This window comes from Actinomadura formosensis (assembly GCF_050948385.1).
In the GTDB taxonomy this organism is placed as follows: domain Bacteria; phylum Actinomycetota; class Actinomycetes; order Streptosporangiales; family Streptosporangiaceae; genus Spirillospora; species Spirillospora formosensis.
Map to the genome: position 1 here is coordinate 1,071,654 of NZ_CP192011.1, position 14,075 is coordinate 1,085,728.

Below are 14,075 nucleotides of genomic sequence, written 5' to 3' on the forward strand. Positions count from 1 at the left end.
CCGGCACCGAGGGTGGCGTGCTCAGCTCTTCCTGCTCCACAGGACGGGCTGCGCCTCGGATTGACGGGAGGTTCCGCCGACGCCGAGCAGCGCGTTCTTGAAGACGGCCAAGCCGGTGATCTGCTGGTCGCCCGCGCCGGACAGGCCCTTGGCGTCGAGGAGCGCGCCCTTCCACGTCGCCCCGTCCGAGGACGTCCACGACACCACGTCGGTGGCCCCGACGGGCCCGCTCGTGCCGGCCGCGGCGAACCCGTCAGGGGTCGCGGTCAGGCTCAGCACCTCAAGGTTCTTCGTGCCGTCCGGCGACGGAAGGTCGACCGGCTTCCAGGTGCGGCCGCCGTCGCCCGACAGATATCCGATCGCGATCCGGCCCGACGCCTTACGGCCGTTGCCGGTCGCCACGAGCGTGTTGTCCTTCGCGCTGATCTGCGTCAGCACGCCCTCCTGCACGCCCGAGGGAAGGGGAAGCTGCTTGAGCGTCCACTGCTTGCCGTCGGACGACGTCCACACGGCGGGGCGGTAGCCGGACTGCTGGGGCGCGGCGGGGTCGCGCAGGCCCCCGGCCGCAGCGAAGCCGAACGGCCCGCCCGCCACCGACCGCAGCCACCGGTTGGAGTTGGGGAGCGCCTTGAGCCCGCTGTTCCCGACGCCCGTTCCGCGCATCCAGGTTTTCAGGTCCGGGGAGAACCAGGTGGCCGCGGACAGCCCGTCCTCACCCACGACCACGTACCCGGCGGGGGCCGATGCGGCACCGTAGGTGACGAGTTCGTGCCGGCCGGCCTTGAACACCTCCGACTGGTCGGCCGCCTGCCAGCTCGACCCGTCGGCGGACGTCACCACGAGCGGCCGCCGCGGTCTGGCCTGGTCGAACCCGACGGCGAGCCAGCCCTTGGCGCCGGCGGTGACGCCGAGCAGCCGCTGCGGGCCGGGCCGGGACAGGGCCGCGCCGACACCGCGGGCACGGTTCCAGGTCTTGCCGTCCGCGGAGACCCAGGTGGCCGCCTCGCCGGCCGCGCTGCCGACCGCCACCGCCTTGCCGCCGTCCGCCGCCAGCGCGGTGACCGCCAGGTCGGGCCGCACCGCGCCGGGCACCTTGGACAGGTCGATGGGGACGTCTCCGCCGTTCCCGTCGTGCACGCTCAGCAGGGCGTCCGTGTCGCCGCCGCCGTCCTGCGCGCCGACCAGGATGCTCTGCCCACCAGCGAGGGCCGCGCCCCGGACGATCAGGCCGCGCGGTGCCGGGACGGTCCCGGCGTCCTTCCAGGTGCGGCCGTCGGCGCTCCGCGAGATCAGCCTGTCCCGCCCGCGGCCGACGATGGCCGCGAAGCCCTGGTCGTCGCTGAGCACGGCCTCGACCTGCTGGTAGCCGGAGACTGCCAGCTTGCCGACCTTCGTCCACTTCTCGCCGTCGGTGGAGGAGAAGAACTGGCCGCCGCCCTTGATCTCGCGGACCGCGAGGAAGCCGTCCGCGCCGCCGCCGATCATCAGGCCCCGGCTGCCCTTCGGCACCGGGATGATGGACTCGGTCCACGTGCCGCCACCGTCCTCGGACCGCCACACCTTCCGGGCCCTCGCGGGCTTCTTCGGATCCGGGCGGTGCACGCCCTCCAGCAGCAGAACGTTCCCGGACGAGGCGACGGTCACCAGCGTGACCTCGCCCTTCTTGACCGGAAGGTCCAGCCGGTCACCCGACCGGACCTGCCAGCTCCGGCCGTCCGCGGACGTCCACACCGCGGGTTCGGCATCGCTGAAGTCGCCCTTCCGGGAGGTGGCGCCGATGGCGACGAAACCGTCCGGGGCGGCGTAGACGTCCTTCACGCGGGTGCCCTTGCCGAAGGACTGCGCGGCCTTGTCGGGCAGCCGCTGCCAGGTCCGGCCGTCGCGGCTCGCCCACACCACGGCGCCGCCGTCGCGGCCGCCGAGCGCGACCCAGCCCTTGGCGGATCCGGTCACCGTCCGGGGGACCTCGTTCGGCGGCGGCTCCCCGCCGCCGGGCCCGGTCACCTTGCCGGAGGAGAAGGTGCGTCCGCCGTCAGCGGAGACGAGGAACTGGCCACGCGAACCCGAGGTGTCGGATTCGCCGCCGATGGCGACGACGGTGGAGCCCGCCGCCGCCACGTCCGTGAGGCGCTGGTCGCGTCCGTCGGTGGTGCCCGCGGAGTTCGCACCGAACATCGAACCCGCCAGCGTGACGTCGCCACCGGCGGCGCCGGTCGTGCTGTCGTCACCGCCCGCCAGGAAGAAGAACCCGCCGGCCGCCACAAGGGCGGCCGCCGCCAACCCGGCGACGCCGATGAGCAGCGGCTTCTTGATGTTCTTCCGCCGCTCCTTGGCCTTGCCCTGCGGCGTCGTCCGCCAGGGTTCCTCGATGACCGGTGGCGGCGCCGCCGGGTGGGCGGCCTCCTGCGGCGGCCCGCTCGGAATCTGCTGCGCGTAGGGGAACGACTCTCCGGCCGGTGGAGAAGCGGGTGGAGCCGCGGGCGTGCCCGGGATCTGCTGCGCGTAGGGGAACGGCTCGGGCGTCTGTGGGGCGGGGGTGCCGGGGATCTCCTGCGCGTAGGGGAACGGCTCGGGGGCCGGCGGGCTCTGCGCGAGGGAACTCGCCGCGGGCGGGTTCTGACCGGGCGGACGGGGAGCCGGCGGGTTCGGCGCGGACGGGTGCTGCGCGGCGGGCGGACGCTCCGCCCGCGCGGCGTCCGGGATCTGCTGCGCGTAAGGGAACGGCTCGGGTGCCCGTGGGAGGGGCGTGTCGGGGATCTGCTGCGCGTAGGGGAACGGCGGGGGCGCTGGCATGTCGGTGGACGTGGCCGGGGGAGCGGGCTGCGCGGCCGGGGCCGCCGGCCCGGTCGCCGCCGGGGAATCGGTCTCCTCCTCCGCGGAGGGTTCGCGCGCGATCACGACGGTCCGAGGCGACCCCTCGGGCTGCGGGACGACGACGGTGCGCTCCATCCGGGTGCGGTCGGCCATCTCGGCCTCCGCGTCGTCCTCGGACTCGTCCTCGGGACGGTCGCCGCCGGACCCTCCCGGCTCAGGGGCGTCCTCGGGCAGGAGCGCGACCGGACCGGGCGCCTGCCCGTCGTTCAGCCACTGCGGGGGAGGCGGGCCCTGGTCCGGCCGCCCGGGTTCGGGACGCTCACCCTCGTGGTCGTCATCCGGTTTTCCGGTTGGAGTCACACCCGCTCTCCCAGCATCAGGGTCGATGTCACGTCGCTATCCTGTCGCCCGCGCGGCCCGCACGACGCCAGCGATGATAGCGGCGCAAACGGGACGGAATTTTCTAATGTCCGCTGAGCTGCTCGTCCATCCAGGTCATCATCTTCGCCCCGGCGTCCTTGCTCAGATTGGTGAGCTGCATGTCCCGCCTTCCCGCTATCGGCTCCGGCCCGCGGATGCGCAGTTCGCGCCCGAGCAGTGGGTCAACGCGTACAGCAGCGCGGAGAGCCGCCGCCGTCGCTCCTCCGGCAGCGTCCCGGCGAGGTTGTCGAGATTGTGCGGGTCGCGGGTGAGGTCGTAGTACTCCCGCTCACCGTCGGCGTACTCGACGTACAGCATGTCGGTGGTGCGCAGTGCGTTGTACGTTGCCGGCGAGCCGGGCAGGGAGTCCTGGCGATCCGGGTCCGCGGCGGAGAACGGCGGCTTGACGTGCTCGATCAGTGCCGTCTGCCGCCAATCGTCCGGGGTGTCGCCGCGCAGGAACGGGACGAGTGACCGGCCGTCGGCGGAGCCGGGAACCCGGAGGCCCGCCATGTCGAGGAAGGTGGGGGCGAGGTCGGTGTTCTGCGTGATGGCGTCCGCCCGGCCGCCCGCGGGGATACCGGGCCCGGTGAAGACGAACGGGACGCGGATGTCGCTTGTGTACGGGGTCATCTTGCCGCCGGCGAGCCGGTGCTCGCCGAGGTGGAATCCGTTGTCGGAGCCGAAGATGACGTAGGTGTCCTTGTCCCGGCCGAGTGTCTTCAGCGTCGAACGGATCCGGCCGACCATCTCGTCCACCGACTGCACCATCCGGGCCCGGTTGCGGAAGGAGTCGTCGATGTGGGTGAGCCGGCGTGGCCCCAGCTTGCGATGCTTCCGCAGCCAGGACGGCTTGTCGCTGATGTCGGGCTCGTTGAACGACGGCGGCCGGGGTGCCCTGAGACGGGGGAACGCCGTGGCGTGCCGGGGCGCGGGGATGAACGGCCCGTGCGGTGCGAACGTCGCGATCTCCAGGAAGAACGGCTGCCCGGAGCCGCCGGCGCGCTGGACGAAGTCGGTGCTCTTGTCGGCGAGCACATCGGTCAGGTAGTCCTTCGGCCGGTGCCCGTAGTGGACGGGGCGGCCGTTCTCGTTCAGTTCGTAGCCGAACTCGGGATAGCCGTTGCCCCCGACGTACCACTCGCTCCAGCCCGGCGGGACCTTCCGCGGCAGGCCGCTTCGGTCCCGGGGCTCGTACCCGTTCATGTACTTGCCCAGCATGGCGGTGCGGTAGCCGGCCTTCTGGAGCGCGGGCGCGAACGACGCCTGCTCGCCGCCTTTGCGCTGGAAGACGTGGTAGCCGCCGTCCGGCGGGAAGTTCGTCCGCACCCCGGTGTTGTGCGGATACATTCCCGTGAAGATCGTGGCCCGGGACGTGCAGCAGAGGGAGTCCGCCATGAGGAAGTTCTGGAAGGTGAGCCCCTCGCGTTGCATGCGCTGCACCTGCGGCATGTAGGGGAGCAGGTCCCACGACAGGTCGTCGGTGAGCACGAACACGATGTTCGGCCTCTTCACGAGCGTCCTGTCTTTCCGGTCCTGTCCGATGCCGCCGGAGCAGGCGCCGAGCAGCAGTCCGGTGAGGACGACGAAGAGAAGGGGGAAGGGCGGTCGGTGCCGCCGGGATCGGAACACTCCGCCTCTCCTTGATCAGGTACGCCGGGTTGCAGCGTACCGAGGTGTGTGCCCGGCTTGTCGCGACCTTGATGGTTCGCGGTGGCCGCCGGCTGTTGGCATCATGCGGAATGTCCCAGGAGGAGGGCCGTGAACTCTCGACCGACCGGTCCGGTGGTTCCGCTGGTCGCGGGCGCGGCGATCACGGGACTCATCGCGTTGCTGATCCTGCTCGCCGGCAGCCTGGTGCCCGGCCTGCGAGCGGGCTCCTCCGGCGGCACGGCCCCGGCGCGCGGCGCCGCACCGGTGACACCCGCCCCGGCGGGGACGGCCACGCCGGTGACCGCCCCGGGCTACTCCCCGGCCGAGCCGGTGATCCGGGACTCCTTCGCCGATCCCGCCGTCATCAAGGCCGGGAACACCTACTACGCCTACGGCACCAACGCCGGCGTCAACATGCCGGTCGAGAGCGCGCCGACGGTCACCGGCCCCTGGGAGAGACTGCCCGGTGACGGACTCGCGCACCTGCCGTCCTGGGCCGCCGAAGGCCGGACGTGGGCGCCCGAGGTCGTGCCCCCCGGGCCCGGTAACGGCGGCTACCTGCTGTACTTCTCGGCGCGGGTGAAGAACCGGGACCTGCAGTGCATCGGTGTCGCGACGTCGGCGTCCCCGGCCGGCCCCTTCGCGGCCCTGGAGGGTGGGCCGCTGGTGTGCCCCGCGGAACTCGGCGGAGCCATCGACGCGTCGTCCTTCATCGAGCGTGACGGCACCCGCTACCTGCTCTACAAGACCGACGCCCGGACGACGGCGGCGATCTACCTGGTGCGGCTGAGCCCGGACGGACTGTATCTGGCCGGGCCGCCCACCGAGATCATGGGCAGGGGCGGGAACGATCCCGTTCTGGTGGAGTCGCCCGCCCTCGTGCACCGGGGCGGCAAGTACGTTCTGCTGTACTCCGCCGGCTGGTACTTCGAGACCAATTATCAGACCAGGTACGCGGTGGCGTCGTCGCTGGCCGGACCTTACGTGAAGGCGCCGGACCCGGTGCAGTCCACCGGCGGTTACGACGGGAAGGTCAAGGGGCCGGGCGGGGCGAGCATCGTCACCGATGCCGCCGGCGACCATCTGGTCTTCCACGGAATCCTGGAGTTCCACGGCGACTCGCAGGTGACCCGGGGCATGTACGTCGCGAGCCTCGGCTGGGACGGTCCCCGTCCCGTGCTACGCGGTGTCCCCGTCCGGTACGAAGCGGAGAACGCTCGTATTGGGACCTGCGCCACCGTCGTCGGCCGTCCGCGCGCCTCCGCGGGCAAGGCCCTCGCGCCGCTCGCGCAGGGCGGCTGCCAGATCGAATTGGACGCGGCCGCACCCGAGACCGGCCGGTACACCGTGCAGATCCGGTATGCGAATCGGTCCGGGCGGCCGGGCACGCAGCAGCTGATCGTGAACGGGCGCGCGGCCGTCCCGGTGAACCTGCGTACGACGGGAGAGGACGAATGGGCGTCGGCCAAGGTGGAGGTCGACCTTGTCTCGGGCCAGAACGTTCTCGCGCTGCGTCAGGTGACGGGAGCGGGCCAGCTCGACTACTTCGAGGTCGGCTGACCCGCGTCAGATCCCGAGGTCGCGGAGTACCTCGGCGGTGGGACGGGGCCGCTTGCGCAGACCGTCGCCGAGCCCGCGTGCCAGGCAGCGGAGCAGGGCGGCCCGGTCTTGGGAGCCGGCGAAGGTTCGGACCCAGCGCCGCAGGGTCGAGCCACCGTAGAGGAGACGTTCGGTGGGGGACAGGGCGCGGCTGCGGGTGAAGAGCCACACCTTGTTGCGTACCTCGTAGTAGAAGCGCGGACCTGGATCTGCATCGGTCGAGCCGAAGGTCACGGTCTTGTGGACGACCACGCTGTCGCGGGACAGCAGCCCGCGCCGGCCGCGCAGGATCCGCATGGTGAACTCGAAGTCGTCGTTCCACAGGAAGTAGTCCGCGATGGGCAGTCCCCTCTCACGCACGTGGCGCGCGTCGATCAGCACGGACACGAACGAGGCGGACCGGATCGGATAGCCGTTCACCGCCTCCGCCAGGGCCAGCTCGGACGACGACGCCCGCGGCTTGCGGCGCGGGGTGTTCATCGGATGGTCGCGGCCGTCCGTCCACACGACGCGGCTGGCGACCAGGACGGGCGCGTTGCCGCCACCGCCCGGCTCGGCGGCGAGCAACGCCTTGAGGGCACCGGGCTCGGGAACGGTGTCGTCGTCCAGTAACCAGAGAAGATCGGCCTCCCCCGTGAGTGCGTGTGCGATGCCCGCGGCGAACCCGCCGGCGCCGCCCGTGTTGACGGGAAGCTCCAGCAGCTCGGTCTCTGGGAACCGGGCGCGGACCAGCTCCGGCGTCCCGTCGCCGGATGCGTTGTCCACGACGATGACCCGGTCCGGGACGCGGCTCTGCGACCGCAGCGCCGTCAGCGCCTCGGTCAGCAGCTCCTGCCGCCGAAACGTGACGACGACCGCGGCGACGACCGGGCTCATCGGCCCATGCCCGCGCGCTTGGCGGCGCGCCGCAGCGCCGGGTTCGGCACGGCGGCGGTCTCCATGAGCCGGTCGAGACCGTCCCGCACACTGGCGAGGTCGGCGTGCAGCTGGGCGAGGCCGACCCGTTCGCGCACCTCCGCGAGCCGCGTCAGCAGCTCGGCGATGACCGCGATCAGCGCCGTGGCCACCTCCCGGTCGGGAAGCTCACCCGGCATGACGGCCTGCTCGGGACGGGGTGCCGCCGCCAGCTCGGCCAGGTCACCGTGCACCCGGTAGCCCGCCGTCCGGATGCCGTCGACGACCTCGGCCGTGCGCCGGGCCGCCCAGGTGGCGTGCTCGTCCGGCAGGGCCATCGGGGCGCCGCCGCCGACCCCGCCGGCCTCGGCGCCCGCGCTGAGCGCATGCCCGATGAGGTGGGCGCGGACGACGTCCTCGTACTCGCCGCCGAGTGCCGCCGCCAGCTTGCCGTTCAGCCGCCGCATCAGTTCCGCCTCGATCACCGACAGCGGCCGGTCGTCCGGTATGCCCGCCACGTCGTACCGGGCGGCGTCGATGCCGGTCAGCTCGCAGAACCGCCGCCACAGCAGCCCCGGAGCGTTCCAGGAGGGCGGAAGCGTGATCACGTGGATGCGCTCGCGTGGCACCGCCGTCTCCCACGCCCGCAGAACCCGGACCGGATCGTGCAGGCCCCAGAACATCTCCCCGTACGGCTCGGGCGCGTCGATGCCGTGCTCGACCAGGTCGGCCACGAACCGCTCGAAGGTGATGGTGTGGGTGTGGCGGATCTGCTCCTGCCAATCCAGGATGAGCTGCGTGCCGAGGTCACGGGTCGCGAACACGATGTGCACCTCGGCGTCCCCGAACGAGGTGACGGCCCGCTCGACCTGTTGCTCGTCCGCTCCACCGAGAAGCTCCTGGGACAGGACGACCGTGTGCCCGCGCCAGCCGCGTGCCCGCTCCGCCACCCGCTCGTACGCGCCCTCCCAGGCCGGGTCCCGGTGACCGCCCCACGTCATGTCGCGCAGGTCCATGACCGCCCCGAAATGCTCCAGGGGACCGGCGACGGGATAGCGGACGCCGTCTTTCGCGAGGCGCCGCCGGTTCGCCCAGAGCGCCTTCTGCAGGAAGGCTCCGCCCGCCGCGGGCGCTCCGACGTGCAGGTACACGGCCTTGTCGGGCTGGGTCGGGTCCATCCGGTCGGTCACCTCGTGTTCGTCTCTTCGGCGGCGGGCACGGAGTCCCGTGGGCCGGACTGAAGCCGCCAGTACGTCTCCCGCAGGCGGGCGGCCATCGGGTGACGCTCGCTCAGCGTCCGCGCCGCCCGTTTGACGAGGGGGACGGTGTCCTCGCACAGCCGGTCGATCCGCTCCCGCAGTAGTTTCGCGTCGGCGTGCAGCAGTTCGATCTGGTCGGCCTTCCGCGTCCCGATGCCCGCCGGCAGCCCGGCCAGCTCCGCCTCCGAGTCGGCGATCCGCCGGAGCAGCGCTCCGATCGTGTCGTCGGCGGCGTCGGCGATGCCGGCCCAGTCGGGGTCGTCGGGATGCCGCCCGGCGTCGTCTCCGGGGGGTGACGGCCGCAGCTCCTCCAGGTCGCCGACGATGTCGTACCCGGCTTCGCGAAGCCGGTGGATTGTCTCCGCCGCCTGCTCCGCCGCCCAGGCGTGGTCCTCGGCGGGCAACTGGATGCGCGGGGACCCCGTCCGGCGGCCGAGCACGTCCTGGGCCAGGTGGTGCTTGATCTCGTCGTTGTAGAAGTGCCAGTCGACGGTCGCCTCGTCCAGGGACGCGTTCAGCCGGCGCAGAATCTGCGTCTCCGGCAGCCCCAGCGACGGGTTCGCGAAGGGGGCGGCCAGGTCGCAGCTCTCCGGCGGTACGCCCACCACCCGGCAGAACCGCTTCCAGAGCAGGTCGCGTGGTGCGCCTGGCCGTGGAAGCGTCACGAGATGGACGTTCTCCGGCGGAAGGTTCTCCGCCCAGCGTCCGAGGACGTCGATGGGGTCCTGGAGCCCCCAGAAGAGCCGGGCGACCTTGACGGTGTTGCGGTCGGGGCGGCGCAGTGCCGCGGTGAAGTCGGCGAACGAGGTGGTGAAGCGGTTCTTGATGTCCTCCTGCCAGTGCGCCGGGATCTGCCGGGCCATGTCCCGGACGGTGAAGATCACGTGCACGTCGGCGAAGCCGAGGTCGTCCAGCGCCCGCGCGACATGCGGGCGCAGCGCGGGCGCGAACAGCTCCTGCGAGATGAGCGTCGTGCCGGGCCAGGCGCGGGCCCGGCTGACCAGGTCCGGCCATGCGCCGGGGACGAGGGGGTCCGACGCGCCGCGGAAGAACGTCTCGCGAAGGTCGAAAGCGGCCCTGACGTGCGCGGCGTCGTCGTCGCCCGGGTAGAGCACGCCGTGCGACCGCAGCCGCTCCCGGTTGTGCCACAGGACGTTCTGCAGGAACGTCGTCCCGCTCTTGGCCGCCCCGACGTGCAGGTACACCACCGGACGCACGCCGGGCCCGGGAGTTTCGGGAGAAGGTGCCGCCACTGCGTTCCTCGGGCTCATGGGCGCTGCCGATCGATCAGCCGGTATCTTAGCCGGGTATCTGTGCGAACAACGCGTATCACCCGGGGCTCCGGCCCCGTTCGCTCCCGGCCCCCCGCATGGAGATGGACGCCGTCCCGTGAAGATCGATCTTGTTGTCGTGGGTGCCGGGTTCTTCGGCCTTACCGTCGCCGAACGGTGCGCGGCCGAGCTGGGCCTTCGCGTGCTCGTCCTGGAGCGCCGCGACCACATCGGCGGCAATGCCTACAGTGAGCCGGAGCCGGAGACCGGCATCGAGGTCCACCGCTACGGCGCGCACCTGTTCCACACCTCGAACGAGCGGGTGTGGGAGTACGCGAACAGGTTCACCGCCTTCACCTCCTACCAGCACCGGGTGTTCTCGACGTTCAAGGGCCGGGTGTACCCGATGCCCATCAACCTCGGCACGATCTGCGAGTACTTCGGCCGTGCGATGTCCCCGGACGAGGCCCGCGCGCTCATCGCCCGGCAGGCCGGGGAGGGCGTGCCGGACGGCGGGCCGCGCAACCTGGAGGAGAAGGCGATCTCGCTCATCGGACGCCCGCTGTACGAGGCGTTCGTGCGGGGGTACACGGCGAAACAGTGGCAGACCGACCCGCGGGAACTCCCGGCGGAGATCATCACCCGGCTGCCGGTGCGGTACACGTTCGACAACCGGTACTTCAACGACCGGCACGAGGGGCTCCCGGTCGACGGCTACACGGCGTGGCTGGAGCGGATGGCCGACCACCCGAACATCGAGGTGCGCCTCGGCGCCGACTTCTTCGAGCGGCGAGACGACCTCGTCGGGCGGGTTCCGGTCGTCTACACCGGCCCCCTCGACCGTTACTTCGACTACCGCGAGGGCGAACTCGGCTGGCGGACGCTGGACTTCGAGATGGAGGTCAGGCCGACCGGCGACTTCCAAGGCACGTCCGTCATGAACTACGCCGACGAGGACGTCCCCTACACGCGAATCCACGAGTTCCGGCACTTCCACCCGGAACGGGAGTGGTACCCGCGCGACAAGACCGTGATCATGCGGGAGTACTCCCGCGCGGCGGCGCGCGGGGACGAGCCGTACTACCCGGTCAACACGCCGGACGACCGCGCGATGCTGCTGCGCTACCGGGATCTCGCCCGACGCGAGGACGGTGTCCTGTTCGGCGGCCGGCTCGGCACCTACCAGTACCTCGACATGCACATGGCGATCGGCGCCGCGCTCAGCATGGTCGACAACCGGTTGCGCCCGCACTTCGCGGGCGGCGCCCGACTGGTCAGCGGAGGAGTGGACGAGTGACGACGACGAACCCCGCCGGCCCGCCGGAGACGGTGACGCCGCGCACGCTGCAGCGGGTCGTGCTGCCGGTCGGGCGGGACCTGGACGTGCTGCCGCTGTACATCGAGGGCCGGATGGTCCGGGGTGCGGAGGCCGTGGCGGAGGAGAGCGCGGTGGAGGCCGCGCCCGGGTTCCCGGAGACGGGCGGGCGGGCCGGTGAGGCGGGGCGCCGCACCGTCCTGGTCCCGGTCGGCGGCCGGGTGTCGTTCGCGACCTACTTCAACGCGTTCCCCGCCGGGTACTGGCGCCGCTGGACACACGTGGAGGAGGTCGCCCTGCGGGTCCGGCTCCGCGGCGAGGCGACCGTCATCGTCTACCGGTCCAGCGCCAAGGGGCACGTGCACCGGGTCGCGTCGGTGACGGTGGACTCCGAGACCGCGGAGGAACGTTCCTTCGCCCTCTCGCTCAAGCCGTTCCTGGACGGCGGCTGGTACTGGTTCGACGTGCTGGCCGGGGAGCGCACCGCGGTGCTGGAACGGGCCGAATGGTGCGCCGACGTCGAGCAGGTGCGGCGCCAGGGCACCGCGAGCATCGGCATCACGACGTTCAACCGTCCCGCCTTCTGCGTGGACCAGCTCATCGCGCTCGGTGAGGCGCCGGAGGTGCTCGACGTCATCGACGAGATCTTCGTCGTCGACCAGGGCACCGACCGCATCGAGGACCATCCCGACTTCGCGGCGGCCGAGGCGGGGCTCGGTGGCCGCTTGCGCGTCATCGACCAGGGCAATCTAGGTGGCTCCGGCGGCTTCGCGCGGGCGATGGACGAGACGGTCCGGGCCGGCCGCAGCGACTATGTGCTGCTTCTCGACGACGACGTGGTGACCGAGAGCGAGGGCATCCTGCGCGCGGTCGCGTTCGCCGACCATGCCAAGACGCCGACGATCGTCGGCGGGCACATGTTCAACCTGTTCGTCCGCTCCCAGCTGCACGCGTTCGGCGAGACGATCGAGCGCTACCGCTGGTGGTGGGGGCCGGCCGCGCACACCTGGCCGGAGCACGACTTCGCGCAGAAGGGCAACGCGCTGCGGGAGACGCCGTGGCTGCACCGCCGCGTCGACTCCGACTACAACGGCTGGTGGATGTGCCTGATCCCGGTGGAGACCATCGGCAAGATCGGGCTGTCCATGCCGATGTTCATCAAGTGGGACGACGCCGAGTACGGGGTCCGCGCGCGGGCCGCTGGGTTCTCCACCGTGTCGCTGCCGGGGGTGGCGGCCTGGCACGTTCCGTGGCAGGACAAGGACGACGGCATCGACTGGCAGGCGTACTTCCACTGGCGCAACCGGCTGGTCACGGCGCTGCTCCACTCACCGTACGAGCGGGGCGGCAACCTGCTGAAGGAGAGCTTCATCATCTCGGTGAAGCACGCGCTCGCCATGCAGTACTCCACCGCCGAGCTCATGGTCATGGCGTTGCGGGACGTGCTGGCCGGGCCCGAGCACATGCACGCGGGCATGGTCACCAAGGTGAAGGAGGTCCGCCGGGTGCGGGCCGGGTTCCCGGACGCGCAGGCCGGTGAGCGTGTCGAGGAGTTCCCCGACGTGCGGCGGACCCGTCCCCCCAGGCGCGGCCGGAACCCGGACGTGCCCAAGGGCCGGTCCAAGGTGATCAAGACCGCGCTGACCAGCGCCATCCGCCACCTCGGGCCGGTCGACGAGGAAGCGCTGCGCAACCCGCAGGCGACGATCCCGCATCTCGACCAGCACTGGGGGATGCTGTCGAAGTTCGACAGCGCTCTCGTCTCGTCCGCGGACGGCACGAAGGTGACCTGGTACCAGCGCGACCCGAAGCGTTTCCGGGCCATCATGAAACGCAGCGGCCTGCTGCATGCCAAGCTCACCCGTGAGTGGGACGACCTCGCCGCGCGCTACCGGGCCGCGGCGGAGGAACTGGCCTCCCCGGAGGCGTGGCGGGAGACGTTCGCCGCCGCCGGATCGGCGGGCGAATGAGCGAGCGGACGGTCCCGGCGCACGCGGGCGGCCTCCCACCGCTCGTCGCGCCGGGCACCGGCGGTGGGCTGCGGCACGTCCTCAAGGACCGTTACCTGCTGCGTCTGCTCGTGCGGCGGGAGCTCAAGGCCCGCTACAAGGGCTCGCTCCTCGGTCTCGGTTGGTCCTATGTACGTCCGGCGGTGCATTTCTCCGTCTACTTCTTCGTGGTCGGGGTCTTCCTCGGGATGGACCGCCACGTCGAGCATTTCCCGATCTACCTGTTCTCCGGCATGGTGCTGGTGAACCTGTTCACCGAGACCATCCACTCCTGCACCCGTTCGGTCACCGGCAACGGTCCGCTGATCAAGAAGGTGTTCCTGCCGCGCGAGCTGTTTCCCGTCGCGTCGCTGCTGGTGTCGCTGGTGCACTTCCTGCCGGGGTTCGGGATCATGCTGGGCGGCGCGCTCGCGTACGGCTGGCGGCCGTCGCCGGCGGGGCTCGCCGGCGCGGTGCTCGGCTTCGCGATCATCATCGTCCTCGGGCTCGGGATCGGGCTGCTGTTCGCCGGGATCAACGTCTTCTTCCGCGATCTGGAGCAGGTCGTGGACATCATGATGATCGTCATCACCTGGTCGGTGCCGATGATCTATCCCTGGTGGCATGTCCGAGACCAGGCGCCGGGCTGGGTGCTGGAGACGTACCTGGCCAATCCGCTCGTGTCCGCGGTCAGCCTGTTCCAGCGCGCGTTCTGGTTCCCGGGCACGCGGGGCGACTTCACCTTCCCCCCGGACATGTACGGCCGTGCCGCGATCTCGCTCGCGGTGGCCGGGCTCGTGTTCCTCGCCGGCAGTCTGGTGTTCGCGCGCGCCCAGCAGCGGTTCGCCCAGGAGTTGTAGCG

General features: G+C 71.5%; 9 protein-coding genes. 4 read left to right on the forward strand and 5 right to left on the reverse strand.

What is annotated here, in order from left to right:
• Positions 1-21 precede the first annotated feature (21 nt).
• Both ACQP1N_RS05025 and ACQP1N_RS05030 read right to left on the reverse strand, forming a co-directional pair.
• Complete coding sequence (locus ACQP1N_RS05025; RefSeq protein ID WP_433229379.1) at positions 22-3,174, reverse strand: hypothetical protein; 3,153 nt, start codon at positions 3,172-3,174, stop codon at positions 22-24.
• A 195-nt stretch (positions 3,175-3,369) separates the two neighbouring features.
• Positions 3,370-4,866: a sulfatase family protein gene (locus tag ACQP1N_RS05030; RefSeq protein ID WP_433229380.1), complete on the reverse strand. Its 1,497-nt coding sequence runs from the start codon at positions 4,864-4,866 to the stop codon at positions 3,370-3,372.
• A gap of 129 nt (positions 4,867-4,995) precedes the next feature.
• Between ACQP1N_RS05030 and ACQP1N_RS05035 the strand changes: the two genes are divergently transcribed.
• Positions 4,996-6,447 carry a family 43 glycosylhydrolase gene (locus ACQP1N_RS05035; protein ID WP_433229381.1) on the forward strand — a complete coding sequence of 484 codons (1,452 nt, stop codon included), beginning with the start codon at positions 4,996-4,998 and terminating at the stop codon, positions 6,445-6,447.
• A gap of 6 nt (positions 6,448-6,453) precedes the next feature.
• On the opposite strand, the gene ACQP1N_RS05040 is transcribed toward ACQP1N_RS05035, so the two are convergent.
• Genes ACQP1N_RS05040 through ACQP1N_RS05050 form a run of 3 tightly spaced genes read right to left on the reverse strand, consistent with a single transcriptional unit; the run spans position 6,454 to position 9,856 of the window.
• Entirely contained in the window at positions 6,454-7,362 is a 909-nt protein-coding gene (locus ACQP1N_RS05040; protein WP_067793315.1) for a glycosyltransferase, read from the reverse strand.
• The gene (locus tag ACQP1N_RS05045) at positions 7,359-8,558 is read right to left on the reverse strand and encodes a hypothetical protein (protein ID WP_433229382.1); all 1,200 of its coding nucleotides are present in this window, start codon (positions 8,556-8,558) and stop codon (positions 7,359-7,361) included. Before ACQP1N_RS05045 ends, ACQP1N_RS05040 begins: the two co-directional genes overlap by 4 nt.
• Before the next feature lie 8 nt (positions 8,559-8,566).
• Positions 8,567-9,856 carry a hypothetical protein gene (locus tag ACQP1N_RS05050; RefSeq protein ID WP_433229383.1) on the reverse strand — a complete coding sequence of 430 codons (1,290 nt, stop codon included), beginning with the start codon at positions 9,854-9,856 and terminating at the stop codon, positions 8,567-8,569.
• A gap of 172 nt (positions 9,857-10,028) precedes the next feature.
• On the opposite strand from ACQP1N_RS05050, the gene glf reads away from it, so the two are divergent.
• The 3 genes from glf to ACQP1N_RS05065 are packed head-to-tail and all read left to right on the forward strand — an operon-like array spanning position 10,029 to position 14,073.
• Positions 10,029-11,207 carry a UDP-galactopyranose mutase gene (glf, locus tag ACQP1N_RS05055; RefSeq protein WP_067793308.1) on the forward strand — a complete coding sequence of 393 codons (1,179 nt, stop codon included), beginning with the start codon at positions 10,029-10,031 and terminating at the stop codon, positions 11,205-11,207.
• A complete protein-coding gene (locus ACQP1N_RS05060) occupies positions 11,204-13,195 on the forward strand; it encodes a glycosyltransferase (RefSeq protein ID WP_067793306.1) in 1,992 nt (663 codons plus the stop codon). The genes glf and ACQP1N_RS05060 overlap by 4 nt, the downstream gene beginning before the upstream one ends.
• Positions 13,192-14,073 carry an ABC transporter permease gene (locus ACQP1N_RS05065; RefSeq protein ID WP_067793304.1) on the forward strand — a complete coding sequence of 294 codons (882 nt, stop codon included), beginning with the start codon at positions 13,192-13,194 and terminating at the stop codon, positions 14,071-14,073. The genes ACQP1N_RS05060 and ACQP1N_RS05065 overlap by 4 nt, the downstream gene beginning before the upstream one ends.
• Positions 14,074-14,075: the final 2 nt, after the last annotated feature.